Origin of the sequence: Natronobacterium texcoconense (assembly GCF_900104065.1) — an archaeon.
In the GTDB taxonomy this organism is placed as follows: Archaea; Halobacteriota; Halobacteria; order Halobacteriales; family Natrialbaceae; genus Natronobacterium; species Natronobacterium texcoconense.
The window spans coordinates 187,347-203,628 of sequence record NZ_FNLC01000005.1 but is presented as its reverse complement, the minus strand read 5'-3'; the positions used below and the strand labels follow the sequence as shown (position 1 = coordinate 203,628).

At 64.1% G+C, this 16,282-nt stretch carries 19 protein-coding genes; 8 read left to right on the top strand and 11 right to left on the bottom strand.

The features are described from left to right. Positions 1-161: 161 nt before the first annotated feature. From BLR35_RS18335 to BLR35_RS18320, 4 genes are all read right to left on the bottom strand, one after another. Positions 162-479, bottom strand: a complete 318-nt coding sequence (locus BLR35_RS18335) for a DUF7577 domain-containing protein (RefSeq protein ID WP_090385295.1) — start codon at positions 477-479, stop codon at positions 162-164. 100 nt (positions 480-579) lie between these two features. After that, positions 580-1,479 (bottom strand): acyltransferase, encoded by a 900-nt coding sequence (locus tag BLR35_RS18330; RefSeq protein WP_090385293.1) that lies wholly within the window; start codon positions 1,477-1,479, stop codon positions 580-582. 80 nt (positions 1,480-1,559) lie between these two features. After that, complete coding sequence (locus BLR35_RS18325) at positions 1,560-1,805, bottom strand: hypothetical protein (RefSeq protein WP_090385290.1); 246 nt, start codon at positions 1,803-1,805, stop codon at positions 1,560-1,562. Between the two features lie 67 nt (positions 1,806-1,872). After that, complete coding sequence (locus tag BLR35_RS18320) at positions 1,873-2,892, bottom strand: NAD-dependent epimerase/dehydratase family protein (protein ID WP_090385288.1); 1,020 nt, start codon at positions 2,890-2,892, stop codon at positions 1,873-1,875. 84 nt (positions 2,893-2,976) lie between these two features. Between BLR35_RS18320 and BLR35_RS18315 the strand changes: the two genes are divergently transcribed. The 3 genes from BLR35_RS18315 (at position 2,977) to BLR35_RS18305 (ending at position 4,560) form a co-directional block, all read left to right on the top strand. Next, positions 2,977-3,648, top strand: coding sequence for a helix-turn-helix domain-containing protein (locus tag BLR35_RS18315; protein ID WP_090385285.1), 672 nt, complete (start codon positions 2,977-2,979; stop codon positions 3,646-3,648). Positions 3,649-3,881: 233 nt separating this feature from the next. Continuing rightward, a complete protein-coding gene (locus tag BLR35_RS18310) occupies positions 3,882-4,301 on the top strand; it encodes a hypothetical protein (RefSeq protein ID WP_090385283.1) in 420 nt (139 codons plus the stop codon). 127 nt (positions 4,302-4,428) lie between these two features. Next, complete coding sequence (locus BLR35_RS18305; RefSeq protein WP_090385278.1) at positions 4,429-4,560, top strand: DUF7560 family zinc ribbon protein; 132 nt, start codon at positions 4,429-4,431, stop codon at positions 4,558-4,560. 12 nt (positions 4,561-4,572) lie between these two features. Here the strand turns inward: BLR35_RS18305 and BLR35_RS18300 are convergent, their stop codons facing one another. Then, on the bottom strand, positions 4,573-6,006 hold the full coding sequence (locus BLR35_RS18300) for a ribonuclease FAU-1 family protein (RefSeq protein ID WP_090385275.1): 1,434 nt from the start codon (positions 6,004-6,006) through the stop codon (positions 4,573-4,575). A gap of 190 nt (positions 6,007-6,196) precedes the next feature. On the opposite strand from BLR35_RS18300, the gene BLR35_RS18295 reads away from it, so the two are divergent. Further along, positions 6,197-7,213 (top strand): PrsW family intramembrane metalloprotease, encoded by a 1,017-nt coding sequence (locus tag BLR35_RS18295; RefSeq protein ID WP_090385273.1) that lies wholly within the window; start codon positions 6,197-6,199, stop codon positions 7,211-7,213. 56 nt (positions 7,214-7,269) lie between these two features. Continuing rightward, entirely contained in the window at positions 7,270-8,976 is a 1,707-nt protein-coding gene (locus BLR35_RS18290; protein WP_090385270.1) for a putative sodium/potassium/calcium exchanger, read from the top strand. Positions 8,977-8,988: 12 nt separating this feature from the next. Here BLR35_RS18290 and BLR35_RS18285 read toward each other — a convergent pair whose 3' ends face one another. After that, entirely contained in the window at positions 8,989-9,594 is a 606-nt protein-coding gene (locus tag BLR35_RS18285; protein WP_090385268.1) for a riboflavin synthase, read from the bottom strand. A gap of 98 nt (positions 9,595-9,692) precedes the next feature. On the opposite strand from BLR35_RS18285, the gene BLR35_RS18280 reads away from it, so the two are divergent. Continuing rightward, positions 9,693-11,030, top strand: coding sequence for a metallophosphoesterase (locus BLR35_RS18280; protein WP_090385265.1), 1,338 nt, complete (start codon positions 9,693-9,695; stop codon positions 11,028-11,030). Positions 11,031-11,034: 4 nt separating this feature from the next. Next, positions 11,035-11,289, top strand: a complete 255-nt coding sequence (locus BLR35_RS18275) for a DUF7533 family protein (protein WP_090385263.1) — start codon at positions 11,035-11,037, stop codon at positions 11,287-11,289. 10 nt (positions 11,290-11,299) lie between these two features. On the opposite strand, the gene BLR35_RS18270 is transcribed toward BLR35_RS18275, so the two are convergent. The 4 genes from BLR35_RS18270 to BLR35_RS18260 form a co-directional block, all read right to left on the bottom strand. Then, positions 11,300-12,388 carry a peptidase M24 gene (locus BLR35_RS18270; RefSeq protein ID WP_090385260.1) on the bottom strand — a complete coding sequence of 363 codons (1,089 nt, stop codon included), beginning with the start codon at positions 12,386-12,388 and terminating at the stop codon, positions 11,300-11,302. Positions 12,389-12,390: 2 nt separating this feature from the next. Beyond that, entirely contained in the window at positions 12,391-14,262 is a 1,872-nt protein-coding gene (locus BLR35_RS18265; protein ID WP_090385259.1) for a UvrD-helicase domain-containing protein, read from the bottom strand. 75 nt (positions 14,263-14,337) lie between these two features. Then, a complete protein-coding gene (locus BLR35_RS20830; protein WP_170831073.1) occupies positions 14,338-14,496 on the bottom strand; it encodes a DUF7563 family protein in 159 nt (52 codons plus the stop codon). 116 nt (positions 14,497-14,612) lie between these two features. Next, complete coding sequence (locus BLR35_RS18260) at positions 14,613-14,798, bottom strand: HVO_0416 family zinc finger protein (RefSeq protein WP_090385322.1); 186 nt, start codon at positions 14,796-14,798, stop codon at positions 14,613-14,615. Positions 14,799-14,960: 162 nt separating this feature from the next. Between BLR35_RS18260 and ubaA the strand changes: the two genes are divergently transcribed. Then, on the top strand, positions 14,961-15,797 hold the full coding sequence (gene ubaA, locus BLR35_RS18255) for an SAMP-activating enzyme E1 (protein ID WP_090385258.1): 837 nt from the start codon (positions 14,961-14,963) through the stop codon (positions 15,795-15,797). 14 nt (positions 15,798-15,811) lie between these two features. Here the strand turns inward: ubaA and BLR35_RS18250 are convergent, their stop codons facing one another. Then, positions 15,812-16,270: a Tfx family DNA-binding protein gene (locus BLR35_RS18250; RefSeq protein ID WP_090385255.1), complete on the bottom strand. Its 459-nt coding sequence runs from the start codon at positions 16,268-16,270 to the stop codon at positions 15,812-15,814. Between the last annotated feature and the right edge of the window lie 12 nt (positions 16,271-16,282).

The window sequence follows — 16,282 nt, the reverse complement described above, 5'->3', positions numbered from 1 at the left end:
TACGTCATACTACGACACGATGATCCTTAAATATCCGTATTGCTGCCGAACAGTGATTGTATCAGCGTTGTTGGATTCACGCCCGCCGTAAACGGAGGGATTCTCTCCTCGAAGAAAGATAGTCGACTGGCAGAATACGTATCGGTCGGCGACACACCTCGTTACCGCCGGAGCGTCGAGATGCAGTGCCAGCAGTAGGTAAACGTCTGGTCGGCGGCGTTTTCCGCGCCGCAGTGTGGGCAGCGGATCGTCTCGCCGTCGAGTTCCCGTTCCTCGGGCGGGCCAGGGTCCTCGCGGTCGTGGGCGTGTGGATACCGGTCCGAGCCGGACGACGACGGTGAACTCGCCCTGTTGGGATCGGCGAACGACGGCGAACTCGCGCCGTCGCCGTCGCCACGACGGACGTAGACGTAGTACAGTATCAGGTGGAGGAGGGCAAACAGCGCCAGGTAGCCGATGAGCCATCCCCAGAGCTCCATCAGTGTGTCATACGTTCTCAACACACTTGGATATTCCCCGGCCCGGACGACGGTGACACTCAGGAAGCACAGAATACCGAGCGAAACGAACGGATCGGCCCTATCGTGGCGGCTCGAGTTCCCGGTCGAATTCGTCGAAGACCTCGAGATCGTTGGGAAGGTCGTACTCGAGATGGCGCTGCGCTTGCCGGTTGACGCCGGCCTCCTCGAGAGGTGTTGCGACGTCCTCCCAGCCAGGTTTGATTTTGACGCTCTTTGCGGGCATGCCGACGGCGATGTGGTGGGCGGGGACGTCGTGCTGGACGACGCCACGTGCGCCGACGATGGCGTTCTCGCCGACTTTGTTCCCCGCCTGGACCATCGAGTCGTAGGTGAGTCGAACGTCGTCCTCGACGATCGTATGGTAGTTGCGGACCTCGGTCTGGTCGACGACGTCGTGATCGTGGCTGTAGACGTGGACGCCGTCGGAGATAGAGACGCGGTCACCGATGGTGAGTTTTCCGCGGTCGTCCAGGTGGACCTCGTCGTGAATCACCGTGTTGTCCCCGACCGTAATATTGTGGCCGTAGGTGAACGTGACCCCCTTGAAGAATCGGCAGTTCTCGCCACACTCCTCGAAGAGGTGGTTCGCGAGCATCCGTCGAAATCGAAGCGCGAACTCCACGTTGTCAGCGATCGGCAGACTGTCGAACTGCCGCCAGAGCCACTGGAGGTGTTTCGAGCGACGGAACCGATCTTCGTCTTTCTCGGCGTAGTATTCGCTCTCGAGGGTGGTGTTACAGGGATCGTAGCTCTGCAGGCGGACGCGCTCCGCCGGCGAGACGGACTCCCCGCTTTGCCAGCGCTCGTATGCCTCGCGGTCGCCCGAGAGGTCGATCAGGACGTCCTCGACGATCGAGCAGGTGTCCTCGTCGCTCGAGAGTCGCCGATCCACCTCGTCGATGAACTCGCGCATGCCGGCCTCCGCCTCGTCCGGGAGCGAGACGTACCGCTTTGTCATATCCCGACGTATACTCCGCGACGTTGATAGGGGTTCGGTTGTGCGACCGGTTCGCCGCCTCTCGAGGGGTGACGCGAGTGTTACCGGCGTCTTCGACCGGCGAAATCAGCTTCGTCGCGGTCGGCAGCGCGCCACCGCGTGAGAATGAGCGCTGGGAGAGCGATCGTTCCGATCAGAAGCAACGTTGCGACCACGACCGTTCCGACGGTGACCCGATGTGGACTTACCTCGAGTTGGGTGACGGCAACGGGGAGGGCGACGACGGTCGCGAGAAACACTACGAGCAAGAGCCGACTCGGTGGGCGACGACCATGCTCGTCATCCATACTCGCAGTTCTCGCCGCGCAGTGAAGAGCGGTTCGACTCGCTCCCTCGAGACGCACGACGAGGCGATTACGCCGAGCCGTCGACCCGTGAACGTCGTCTGCCCACGGTCGATCCGGCCCACTCGTAGCCGTCGCCGGTCACCCGGACCGCATCAGTCTCCTGCCAGGTCGCTACGACGTCGCGGATCCCTTCTCGGTAGGTCGGGTACGACGGCTCCCACCCGGCGTCCCGGCGGAATCGCTCCGCGCTCGTCGGCATCGGATTCGTGACCAGCCTCACGAAGTCCTCTCCGACAGCAAAGCGCGCGAGCCAGGCCGGAACCCGACCCGGCATCGGGACCTCGAGCAGGTCGGCGAAGGCCGCCACGAACGACGCGAACGTGACCCGTTCCTCGTCGACGACGTGATAGGTTCCGTTCACGCCGGCCTCGATCGCAGCCACGAACGCGCGTGCAGCGTCGGCGGCGTGAAGCACGGAGAGTTCGGCGTCTCGCCGGCCGAGCACGCCGCCGCCGACGATCCGTAACTCCCCGGAGAGCAGGGTTCGACCGAGTCGTCGCGCGTTCGCACCGTCGGGAGCGTAGAGGTAGCCACAGCGAAGCACCGTCGCGTCGAAGTCGTGAGAGCGCGAGGTCTCCTCGAGCAGATCCTCGACAGCGACCGCCGAGCGCGTCGTGCGATCGGGATGACGCGTCGACTCCTCGTCGAAGGCCGAGCCGTCGGGTTGCCGAGCGACCCAGACCACGCTCGGGAAGTAGAACGACTCGACGTCGTCGCCGGCGACCGCGAGCAGGTTGCGGGCTCCTTGGAGTCGAACCCGATCGTTTCGCTCCCAGTCGTCGGCGCTCGGGTTCGGTTCGGTCGGGATCGCGGTTGCGGCGTGGACGATCGCGTCCGCGTCGGCCGCTCGCTCGAGCGTCTCCGGCTCGAGGACGTCGCCCCGATGTGGCCGACCGCCGCGGTCGGCGACCAGTTCGGCTCCGTGGTCGTCCCGGACCAGTCCGACGACGTCGTGTCCGCGGTCGGTGAGGCGTTCGACCAGCCGATGCCCTAGGACGCCCGTCGCGCCGGTGACGAACACTCGCATGAGTACACGTTGGCGACGCGGTACCGAAACCGTGGGGCCGAATTCGTCTGTGGGGTTTAAGTCGTCGGCTGCAAATCGTCGGTCGTGAAACACGTCCGGCTCGTGCTGGATGCGGGCGGCCGCGAGGACGATATCCACCCCATGTACGACGTCCTCGCCAACGCCGCGTACGTCGAGCGAGCGACCGCGATGCACTGGAACTTCACCGGCGACGAACTCGGGATCATGCACTACGTCGAGGGCGATGTCGACTCGTTTCGGACCGCACTCGAGAGTATCCCGGAAGTCCGATCCTACGAACTGACGACCGCCGGCGACGACGCGTTCTACGCGTACGTTCGTGACGCGACCAGCGAGCCACTACGAGAACTGTTCGAGACCGTAACCGAACGCCCCGTCGTCGTCGTTCCACCGGTGGAGTACCGCGAGGACGGGACAGTAGCGTTCTCCGTCGTCGGTCCTCCCGAAGAGCTTCAGGCGGCGATCGACCGCTTGCCCGATCCCATCACCGCGGCTGTCACCGAAGTCGGTGGCATGGAGGCGACGCCGGGCGTCCTCGAGTCGCTGCTTACCGAGCGCCAGCGGGCGGCAATCGAAGCGGCACTCGAGCGCGGCTACTACGAGATTCCACGCGAAGCCGGTCACGAGGTCGTCGCGGACGAACTCGGCTGTGCGCCGAGCACGGCCGCGGAACATCTCCGGAAGGCCGAGGCGAAACTGCTGCGGTCGCTGCTGAGGAGGGACGGCGGCGACTGAAGGAAAGACCTTCTAACAATGAAAGACCGAGCACACGATCTTACAGGCGAAGCGAGGGCGCTCCGAGATGCAGGGCGTCTCCGTCGGGCTGGTGAACACTACACGGCAGCGGCTCACGAGTACGCCGGGACGGTTACAGAACATATTTTCCGGAATGTGACAAAACGTACGTAGCCGTTAGTGTCCTCTGTGACGCCGCTATATGCTATCGTCTCGTAGGAGATCGGTTTCGAATGCGGAACCGCTGTGAGATGGGGACGCTACTGGCCGAGGACTACGCCGCGTACATCGATCAACACGAGATCGAGCCTGGATCGTTCGCAGACGTCCGGCGCGGTGCCTGGCCAGAGTTTATCGGCGACTTGCGGACGATCGCTGGCTGTGACGACGCCGACGAAGCGTATCAGCGCGCCAAAACGATTTACGAACGCTGCGACGAGTGGGAATTCGTCATGGCAGAGGAAGAGCACATGCGACTGGCGGCGTTCTTTCGCAGTGTAAGACGCGGCACGGGAGGCGAAATCCCACGAGACGCACCCGAACGGTTGCCGCTCGAGGGACCAACCTTCGCGGAGTGGCTCGAGTACAAACGCGAGCGATTACCTGCGTTGCTCGAGGAACTCGAGGAACAGGGAGAGTGGCTGACTGAGTAGACAAATCCGTTTCCACTAACACCAACCTCGTCGCGATCGTTCTGAGGAGGCTATATACCACCCTCTATATCTGGGCTCTCTCCCTTTGCCGAAGTCAGCCGTAGTTCTAGATAGAGGCCGGAGTACGATGTCCACCCACGACTTTACCTGCCCCGACTGCGGTCGAACGATTCCCGTGACCGACGCGATGCGCGAGGCCACGGAGCACCACGGTTGTCCCCTCTGTGGGGCGTCGGTCAGCGCGACCCAGTTCGCCTGACGTTCGACGAGATTACTTCGAAAGCGCGCGTTCGACAGCTTCGGCGACGCTCCGTGCCTTCTCCGCCAGCGGCTCGGAAACCAGCCCCTCGTCGACCTTTGCCTCGAGTTCTTCGGCGTCGACGATTTCCACGCCACCGTCGGGCGTCCGGATCACGTCCACGTAGAGGTCGACGTACCGGACCGCGTCCGGGAACAGTTCGACGGGGGTACAGACGTTGACGTAGGTCCCTTTCGTCTCGCCCGCTGCGCTCTTGTACGTCGTCGGATACCACCACCGTCCTTCGCGGAATTTCGTGATTGCGACGTCACCCTCCTCCTTGGGGACGCCCAGCGCGTCGTACGTGCCGCCGCCGCGCATCGACCGCTCGAGGGTGACCGAGCCGTCGGCATCCCACTCGGTGACGTTGCCGTAGCCAAGCGAGATGTGTCGGCCGTCGGGTTTCCCGTGGCCGATCTCGAGGCGATCACCCGTCGTCGGACCGAACTGCCGGGAGACGGCGTCGAACGGGAAGTCGCCGTTCTCGCCTGCGGGCCCACAGACCGCCTCCGCGAAGTCGACCGCCGCGCTCGCGGCACGGTCGGCGGCCTTGGTCCGGTGGTGGCCCGGCATCGTCGTCTCGACCTCGCGTCGGTGCTCGTCCAGCGCGAACCGCGACTCGCGACCGAACCAGCACCAGGCCGTCTCCAGCGGCGCGGCCAGCCGACCCGGTTCGCCCGGCTCTTCGGGGGCGTCGTCCATCGTCGCCTCGAGTTCCGCGACGCGCTCGCTCGCGCGCTCGACGGCGGCCTCCATCGCCTCGAGGTCGGCGTCGGTCGCGGGTCGTTTCCAGTGCAGGCCCCATCCTTCGGGGCGTGAGGCCGAGAGCAGGTCGGTCATGCCGACCAGTTCCGTCGCCGCTTCGCCGCTCGTACTCGCCGAGACGCCCGTCCGGTCCTGCGAGAGCGTACAGAGTCCGCCGCCAACCTCGAGCGTCGGACTCACTCGCGGTTCGTCGTCGTCCCACGGCGGCGTCGGCTCCCGGACCTGCAATCGGTAGCGGTCGCCGTCGCCGACGTAGCCGTCGACGTCGTCGTACTTGAGATAGCCCCGCCGACCGTCACCGAGGTCGACCGTCGCACCGCTGCCGCCGCCGGCGTCGATCACTTCCCCGTCGAAAACCGCACCGCGAGGCGTCCCGTCGTCCCAACGGAACGTATCGATACCGAGGGACTCGAGTTCGGCGAGAACCCCCTCGACCACGTCGGGAGCGCCCGAAACCTCGATTCCTTGTCTGTCGCGGGTCGTCTCGATCCGGACGTCCGCAGGGGCAGCGTCGAACGCGTCGTCGAACCGCTCCTGGATCGGGTCGGAGGCCTGAACGACCTCGAACCCGTCGCCGGCCGTCTCGAGCAGTCGCGTGATCGCCGTCGTGTAGATGCCACGGACGCGGACAGTGGTACTCATTAGTCGTTCACCACCCTCCGCGCTCGCGTCCCGTCGGTCGGCGCGAGCGCCGGCCTCGCGTTCGCCGCTCGTCGGTTCCGTTCGCGTTCATATCCAGTGGTTCGAGTACCGGGCCTTTGTGGATTCCGAGTCCGGCCGAGAACACCGATCGGCCCCGAAATGTAAACGGACGAGCGTGGAAACAGGGAATATGCAACGAAAGCGCGACCCGGTCGAGCGGGCCGACGACGGCTCGAGCGACCTCTACGACGTGTCGACGTGGGAGCCCCGGTCGACGCTCGACCGCGTCGCCTACGTCGTCTACAACGGGATCAGTTACGGGTTACAGACGATCGTGCTCGTGGTCGCACTCGCGATCACGCTCGTGTTGCTCGTCCAGCCCGCAGTGCTCGTCCTCGACGAGCCGTTTCTTGGGATCTTCTTCGGTCTCTCGGTGGTTCCGGCAGCCCTGCTCGCGGCGTTTATCTGGTATACGGATATCACGACCAACGAACCGCTGAATCTGCTCGTCGCGACGTTCGTACTGGCTGTGCTGTTTGCAACCTTTGCGGCGGTCGTCAACTCCGTCACGAATCCGTGGTTCGATCTGATTCCGTTGATCGGCGGAGTGCTCTTTTTCTACGTGGTCGTCGGCCCCGTCGAGGAGGCAGTCAAACTGCTCGCGGTCCGCTTTTTCGCCTACCGGAGTGATAGCTTCGATGCCGTCATCGATGGGGCGGTCTACGGCGCGGTCGCCGGACTGGGATTCGCCGCGATCGAGAACGCCCTCTACATCTCTATGGAGGTCGTTCAGGCCGAAGCCAGCCTCTTTACGGCCGCCACTGGTATCGCGACCGTCCGCGCACTCGTCGGGCCGGGACACGTCATCTACTCCGCGATCGCGGGCTACTATCTCGGCCTCGCGAAGTTCAACCCGCAGTACGCCGGTCCGCTCGTCGTCAAGGGGCTGCTCGTGGCCGCGTTCGTCCACGCAACGTACAACGCGACGGTCGGTGTCGCTCCGACCGTCATCGCCGACGTCGCTGCCATCCCCGACGGTCTCGCGCTGGTCGTGTACGTGATCGTCTACAACCTCGCGATCGGCTACTACCTCTACCGCAAGATCACCCGGTACCGGCGTCGGTACCGAAACACCGACGCAGCGGTTCCGGAGCCACAGTCACCGGAACTCACCGAATTCGATCCGCCACGACGTCGCCGACCGTAGGCGCGCACGCTGGTGCAGGCACCACGGCCTTGCTTCGCAAGGAAGCAGGTTCAGCCATGTGTGCGACGTTCACCGACGACGACCTCGAGAAGCGCGTCGAGAACGAAAACGGCGAGGTAATCGGCATCGTCACGGCAGTCGACGGTGAGTCAGCCACCGTCGAACCACGTTCTGGAGTCCTCAACTCGCTCAGAGCGCGGCTCGGGTGGAGCGAAAGTACCTCGGAGACGATCACGGTTCGGACACCCGCCGTCGACGAGATCACGAACGAAGCCGTCCGACTCGAGGTGGAACCGATGGCGGAACCCGACAGTGAGCCACCACTCGAGTCCGAAGAGCGGCCGTCGATGGAGAGAGATGAGAGTGAATCCGAGAACATCTCGACGGAGCCTGCGACGAGCCCAATTACGGAGACGGACGAGGAGGCCGATCCAGAGTTCGCGACCGACGACCCGGAACGCGGGCGAATCGGGGAGGAACCGGAATACAGCAGCACCGGCGAGCCGGGCGAGCGCGACCGATTCGAGGAACCGGACGAGCAGATCGAAACCGACGAGCCGATGGAGACGAACGCAGCGGACCGCCTCGAGGAGACGATCGAGCAGGACGTGACGCCACTCGAGGAGGAGTCCGGCGATACGGATGCGATCGAGGGCGAACACGACGAGACGGACACGATCGAGGAAAGCCACGACGATATCGACGCGACCGAGGTCGACGAGACGACTCGAGGGACGGCCGAACCGGACGACGTGAGCGACGAGTCCGGCGGCGAGACCGAAACAAGGGATCTCGCGGACGAACTGGATCCCGGAATCGACGACGACTCGCTCGAGGAGGTCGGGGGAACTGACGACGAAGACGAGATCGAAGACCGAGAGCCGGCAACCGAGATCGACTACGGGCCGGACGTCGACTCCGCGATGGAGGAGAGCGAGAGCAGCCTCGAGTCGACCGGAGCGGGCACTTCCGGGGAGACCGAAAGAACGGATCCGGCGGACGAACTCGAGACCGGCGTCGACATCGACGCGGTCGCAGAGTCGGAGCCGGAGACGGGCGCTGAAGAGGGAACAGCGGGCAGCGAGCCCGGAATCGAGGCGGACGCCGTCGACGAAGAGCCCGCAGCGGAGATCGATCCCGGCGTCGACGTCGTCTCGAGCGCGAAAGAGAGCCGCGACGAGGAAGACGAGCCCGAAACCAAGGGGGAACGCGTCGACGAAGGAACGGGAGACGAAACGACGCGGCGCGTGACGCCAGAAGCCGACGTCTCGACCGTCGACGTCGCCGACGCCGAAGAAAGCGGGGGCGAGAGTCGTACTCGAGGGACGGCGCTGTGGCGATCCTCAATGCTCCCCGTTTCGGCCACAGCAAGCGTACAGCGAGCGGCACTGGAAACCGGACGGAACTCGATCGAGTACCAGGCGAACGTCCAGCGAGACGCGGCCCGCACCGCACTCGAGGGCGCGACGGCGGTCCAGAAGAGCACGCTCGCGTTCGCGACGGCGACCGGTCGGAGCTACCTGAACGCCGTCGAGTCGATCGCTGACGGCAGGGGGCGTTCCGACGCTTCTACCGCTGGGCTTGAGGACGACGAACTCGCCGACGAGTTCGCTGACCACGTCGCTGACGTCCGTGAACTGCAGGAATCCATAGAGAGCGAAGGAACCGACCACGACGACGACGAACGGGTCGCGGAGCTACTCGAGCGACAGGTGACGCTGCTCGAGCGATGTCAGGAGCAATTCGAGTCCGGGGACGGCTGAAGCGTCGGTCGGTCAGTCGAACCGCGACTCGAGCAGCCGTTCGACGTACTTCGCGAGCACGTCGACCTCGAGGTGGACCGGATCGCCGACGGACTTCTCGGAGAGCGTCGTCAGTTCGTAGGTCGTCGGGATGATCGCGACGGTGACGGTCCCTGCCTCGGGATCGAAATCGGCGACAGTCAGACTAATCCCATCGAGCGTGATCGATCCCTTCTCGACGACGTAGCGGTCGTAGCTTTCGGGGAGTTCGAACTCGAAGAACCAGTCCTCTTCGATGGATTCGATATTCGAGACCGTCGCGACCGCGTCGACGTGGCCCTGCACGACGTGCCCGTCGAACCGCCCCTCTGCGGGCATCGCTCGTTCCAGGTTGACGGCGTCGTCCTCCTCGAGTTCGTCGAGGTAGGTCCGCTCGACGGTCTCGGTCGCGAGGAAGACCTCGAACCAGTCGCCGTCCTCGAATCGTTCGACCGTGAGACACGCGCCGCTGACGCTTACGCTCTGTCCGTGCTCGAGTCCCGTCGCGACCTCATCCGCGCCGATCCGGAGACGGAGGCCGTCCTCGGTGCGCTCTCGAGCGACGATCTCGCCGGTTTCCTCGACGATACCCGTAAACATACTCACACGTGGTCGGTCTCGAGGGAAAGCCGTTCCGGATGCCGATCTCGTCACGGGAGACACAACGCCTTTTTGGGTGGCGCTGAAGGTTGGGATAGATGGCCGAAGATACCGATGATCGGGTCTACTACGTGATCAGCGACCTCCACATCGGCGGCGACGAACAGCTCGAGGAAATCGAGTTTCGCGGGGAACTGCTCGACTTTCTCGGGCGACTGGAGCGGACCGACGAGAACACCGAGTTGATCATCAACGGTGACGCCTTCGGACTCTGGGAGTTCACGACCGTCGAGGGGATCGAGAAGTTCGAGGTGCTCGAGGAGACGTATCCGGAGCTGTTCGACCAGCTTCGGGCGACCGGCGAGAACGTCGATATCACGCTGTTGCCGGGAAACCACGATCACGAGCTCGCGGCCTACGACGAGTACGTCGACCGGTTCGCCGAGTACAACGTGGACCTCGTTCCCGAACAGTCGATCAGCCGACGGGTCGGCGAGCAGGTGATTCACTTCGAGCACGGCCACCAGCGAGATCAGAACAATCGGATCGAAGACTGGGGGAATCCACACGCGACGCCGCTTGGCTATTATTACAACACGCTCATTACGAGTCGAGCGGGACAGCTCTCCAACCGCGGGCGGTACAACTGGCTGAAAGACGTCCAGGCAGTGACGCCGACGGAGCGGATGCCGGTATGGTTGTTCTCGAAGTACTTCTACCGGGAGATGAACCCGGTGTTGCGGTACTCGCTGGTGCCGTTCCTGTTGCTGTTCAACATCAGTGCCATCCTCGCGATACTCGCGGGGCTGGATCTCACGGGGATCTGGTCGATGCCAGTCGAACGAACGACTGCGTTTCTCGGACAGTTCGGACGTGCAGGAACCGCGGTCTGGTTCCTGCTCGCCGTCAACGTCTCCGTCGCGGGGCTGCTGTTACTGATCGCAGTCCCACTGCACCTCATCCGACGGGACCTCAGGAAGACGATCGATCGCTTCGGCATCTTCGAGACCGATCTCACCGTCGACCCCGAGGCACCGTACGAGGAGGCCGCCCAGGAGGTCTTCGACGAACGGCCGGAGACGACGATCTTCTGTTACGGCCACACTCACCGACCGACGCTCCGGGAGATAGACGGCGGGATCATGGTCAACACCGGAACCTGGCTCAAGCGACTCCACCGACGCGACGGGATCATCGGACTCCTGCCGCCGGTGTTCTATCCGTCCTATCAGCTGGCTGCAGCCCGCATCTCCCCCGCGTCGGACGGCGTCGCCGTAGAGCTCGAGCAGTTCACGAAACCCAGTCCCGCGACGGAAGAACTCACCTGGACCGAGCGCTTCTTCACCGTCGGTCGAGAGCCCGAACTCGACTTACCAGACCGCTACGTCGTCGACGACGAAAAAGCGAAACAGCCGAAACAGCCGGCGCAGAACTAGACGAATGACTGGAATCCTCGACACAGTCAAGTTCGCAGGCGTTCTCGTGCTCGCGATTCCACCCGCACTGGCGGGTCTCGAGTTGCTCGTCGTTCGCGGACAGACGCTGACCGGCGGCGCACTCATCACGCTCGCAATCTTGCTCGTACTCGTCCAGCAACGGCTCACGACGCCGGGCGACGTTCCCGGTCTCGTCGCCAGGCGGCTGGTCGGGACGGTGACAGACGAACCTGAGTCGGAGTCCGACGAGCGGTCGTAGAGAATACGTTCTACTCGAGCATCATTGCCGGCGAGAGCGACCGCGACGGCGCGGCGAGCCACTCGACGCCGTCGTCGTCTTTCGCGAGCAGATCCGCGATCCGGAGAGAACCGTCGCCGACCGAGACGGTCACGTCGATCCGGACGACGCTTCCCGGAGCGACGTCGTCGGCGCCCGCGATCGGTCGTTCCGCGGGCTCTACGCCGATACCGGCGACGTTCGTCTCGAGCGGTCCGTCCTCGCCGAACGCTCGAATTTCGGCCTCGAGATCGGCTTCGACTGCGGTGACGCTTTCGGTGTCCGCGGTGAGCATCGCCTGCGTGGAGCGAAACGCCTGGGTCATCCCGACGTGGGTTCGTCGTTCCCGGCCGCCGTCGCCGTCGGCGACGAACGTCCGGGCGAGACTGCCGTGGTAGCCGCCGGGTTCGCGGGGTGCGACGGTGACGACGATCGGTTCGCCCGGTCGGAGTTGCGAGCCGCTGACGGATTCGATCGCAGTATTGCCGGCGGGAAAACCGCCCGCAGCGACCATCGCCTCGTCGATCGCAATGCGGAGGTGATCGACCGTCAACGGCTCTCCGTCCACGACGAGCGAGTCGTCTTCGGTCGTCGCGGTCGCGAGCAGTTCGGCACCGCGCTGGATCCCCGCCCGTGCAACTTGCTGAGCGGCTTCGATCCGTTCGCGTTCCGCGGACGTCTTCGTCGCTCGAGCGCGCTCGAGGGCGTCCGTCGAGGCGAGTTCGAATCCCTGATTCTCGAGGTAGAGCGCGGCGTCGTGGGGGATCTGGGCGGGGGTCAGGACAGTCCCCTCGGACGCGAGTGCACCGGCGAGTCGATCGGCCGGATGGCCCGACTCCGCGGACGTTCGAACCAACCACTCGTCGCCGTCGTAGGCGACCGCGTACGTCGAGTCGTCGGTCTCCGAAAGGAGATAGCGGATTCTCGGATCCCGAGCCGTGCCGACGTGGACGAACGCCGCCGCGTCGGTCGACTCGAGCGCGTCCGAAAGCGCCGCCTCGAGGTCGACGTGGGTGGAGAGTCGGCCGGCCGCACCGCTACTGCGTCCGGAGCCGACTTCCGTCCCGTCGCTTGCAGTCACGGTTACGGTGCTTCGGCTTCGACCTCGTCACCGTCTTCGGATATCGGTTCCTGTGCTTCCGCGACCAGGTCCTCGAGCGGCGTGTCGGTGACGTGGCCGTTGAGTAAGACGTCGATCGGCAGCGTCGGCGCGCCGTCGACGAGGTTCTCCAGCAGGACCAGCCGTTCGCGGGCACGGGACATGCCGACGTAGAAGACGCGGCGTTCGTTGTCCGTGAGGACGGGCACGGGCGAGGTGGTCTTGGTGAACTCCTCGACGCCGGGGACATCTTCGGGGTCGTCTACCGTCGCGACCATCTGCTCGACGACCTTCTCGGTGAGGTCGGTGCCGACGATGACGTGGTCGGCTTCACGACCCTTCGCGGAGTGGATCGTCCCGACGCGGACGCGATCGGTGTCCATGCCGGTGTACTCGCCGATGCCGAAGTACGACCGGACGCTTTTCTTCTGGAAGTTCGTCACTTTCCGGACCATGTCGGCCGCCGAAGCGGGACCGGGCATGAACGGGGCGTGGTCCTCGACGACCTCCGCGGGGATCATCAGTTGCTCGAGGTCCTCGATACCGGCTTCCTCCTGGCGTTCGTCGATGGTATCGAAGAGGTCGTCGCGCTCCTCGGTGCCGAACGCCGACTCCTGAAGCATGTCGGCGAGTCGTCGAGCCTGCAGGCCGGTGACGTCCTCTCCCTCGTCGATCGCCTCGACTGCGCGAACGTACTGGGTGAGTCGGTCGGTCCACATCCGCTGGTCGGTCAGCGAGGTAAACGGCACGCCCTCGGTGATGAACTCGTCGATGAACTGGAACATCTGGTAGCGCGCCCGGAACAGGATCATGATCGTTCCGTCGGGGTCTTCGACGAGGGTCCGACGGACCATCCGGACGACGTCGAGCATCGAGGCGTTCCGACGAGCCTCGACAGCACCACCCTCCTTGCGGGGTTTGAGGTCCTTGTCCTGTCGTTTCTCGATGTGGCGGATCTCCTTGTTGACCGCGTTGAGGACGTTCGACGGGAGACGATAGGAGTTGGGGAGAATAACGTCGTCGTCGACCTCTTCCTCGAGCAGGAGTGCGGGATCGGCACCCTGCCAGGAGTAGACGACCTGGTCGTCGTCGCCGGCGATCAGGACCTGGTCGACGTGGGGTTTCCACTCGTCGTAGACGTCGTACTGCAGGGTCGTGATGTCCTGGAACTCGTCGATCACGAGGTAGTCGACGTTCGGAATCAGCGAGCGCTGTTTCACTCGCTCTAGCATGTCCGCGAAGCCGATCTTTCCTTCCTCGCCCTTGTAGGAGCGCCAGGCGCGGATCGCTTCGGGGACGTCGATCCGGTCGTCGTCGGAGGGCCACGTGGGGGTGTACTTGTTGCCCTCCTGTGCGTTGGGGTCGATCTCGGGAGGGAGACGAACCTCCTCCTCGTCCCACTGGAAGGGGACGTCGTACCAGTCAGCGACGTCGCGGCTGGTCCGCTGGAGCCACTGGCTGGTCGCGATGATCTTGTTTCCGATCGTCGTCGATCGAGCAGTTCGTCGGCCAGCGCCGCTGTACTCGTCTTCGAACTCGAGGCCGTACTGCTCGCAAAATTCTTCTTTCTCGGATTCGCCGATGACGTCGCTTCGAGAGAGATCTAAGAGATCGTACGCCTTGGCGTGCATAGTACAGACGTTGCCCTGCAGCGCACGGGGGCTCTCGTCGAGTCGGTCGGCCAGTCGTTCGCGAACTTCCTGTGCAGCCGCTCGTGTGTACGAGACGACGAGGATATCCCGGAACGTGACGCCATCCTGCTCGAGAATTTCTTCGACGTGGTCGAGAAGCGCAGTCGTCTTCCCGCTCCCCGGACCACCGAACAGCCGGGTGACCTTCGTCTCCGTGGTAGCCATTGTAGCCATACAGGAGCGCGATACTCATAAGTGACGTGGGTTTTCGGCGACGGAAGACGACCGCTAACGGAAGTCTTAGGGGTTCCGTGACGAACGGGCGGCACGGACCTCGGCACCGTCGCGTATCTTGTCCTGACAGTCGGGACAGACGCGAGGATCGTCGACGCCGCGTGGCGTGAATACCCGGGCGTATGCATCCGTTACGAACGCGCCGCAGTTCTGGCATTCCGGCATATGTCTCCCGCATAGCGTTTGGAAACAACACATTATAATTATTTTGGATTTATCCAGTGAAAATAGTGCGAGAACGACCGTGACTGACGACCGTCGAACCGGAAAAGAAGTGGGGCCTACGCCGTCGGCTCCCACCCACAGACTGTACAGTCCGTGGCGGACGTCTCGTGGAGGCCGCCACACTCCGGACACTGTTTCTTGTTATACTCGCGTTCCCACCCTGCCTGTTCTACCGAGTGACCGCGGTCAGTGAGGAATTGATCGAAGACATCGTCACCGGCACCATTGGGTGAGGTTGCCATACGTGTGTCAAAGAACACCATGGTATTAAAATCATCGGGTCGACGTAGTACCTTCCGCAGCTTTTCGAACAGGTCGGCGAACTGACCTCGAGACTGTGTGTTTGTCGCTCGAGCGTCCGCGTTACCCTCGAGTTTTTGCCGGTCTCACTCGAAGGGAGAGTCATGAGCGACCTGCACCTCGATGCGACGCAACTCGATCGCTACTCGAGACACGTGATCATGGACGAGGTCGGCCCCGAAGGGCAGAAACGGCTGCTCGATGGGTCGGTGCTCGTCGTCGGTGCGGGCGGGCTGGGATCGCCGGCGATCCAGTATCTCGCAGCGGCGGGCGTCGGCCGACTGGGAATCGTCGACGACGACGTCGTCGAGCGGTCGAACCTGCAGCGACAGATCGTCCACGGCGACGCAGACGTCGACCGGCCGAAAGTCGAGAGCGCGGCCGACTACGTGGAAGCGCTGAACCCCGACGTCGACGTCGAGACCTACGAGACGCGACTCACCGCGGACAACGTCGCCGACCTCGTCGCCGACTACGACGTCGTCCTCGATGCCAGCGACAACTTCGCGACGCGGTACCTGCTCAACGACCACTGCGTGCTCACCGAGACGCCGCTGTCACACGGCGCGATCTACCGGTTCGAAGGACAGGTCACGACGTTCACGAACGAGCGCACGGGGGACGACGATCCGCCGTGTTACCGCTGTATCTTCCCCGAAGCGCCCGAGCCCGGCACCGTCCCCGACTGTGCGACGACCGGCGTCCTCGGTGTGCTCCCCGGCACCGTCGGCTGTATCCAGGCGACCGAGGTCGTCAAATACCTCATCGGAAAAGGAGAATCCCTCGAGGGACGGCTCCTGATGTACGACGCGATGGACATGAGTTTCGAGACCGTCGACGTCCTCTCGAATCCGGACTGTCCGGTCTGTGGCGACGATCCAGCGATCGACTCCGTCGAAGACGTTTCCTACGACGGCACCTGTTCGCTGCCCGCGGATTGACTCACTCAAGTCCGTTACTCCTGGTGACGAACTCGCACCATGCCGTCCGAGGTGACGCCGACGATCAACGGCGTCGAGACCTGGCGGCCGGAGACGGCCGCTCCCGCGGCGTCGCTGACGGCTTTCATCAGGTCGGGCGCAGTGTAGTCGACTTTGACGCCGGCCTCGTCGCAGGCCTCGTAGACGAGGTCCGGCACGTCGTAGAGGTCGGTGCCTTCCGGAACGCGGACGCGAACCGGTGCCCGGAGCGCCTCCGCGAACGCGACCGTTTCGCGTGCTTTCTGCAGGTTTTCGCGGGCACTGGACTCGATCGAGGAGACGTTCGCCCGCGACGTCCCGAGTTCGTCGGCGATATCCGCCTGCGAAATATCCCGTTCGCGAAGCGCGAGCACCTGTGCCTGCCGGTAGGTCAGCACGCTCGCCCCCGGTTCGAACCCGATGTCCTCGAGTAGCTCGTCGACCTCATCGAGCATCGCGATCGCCTC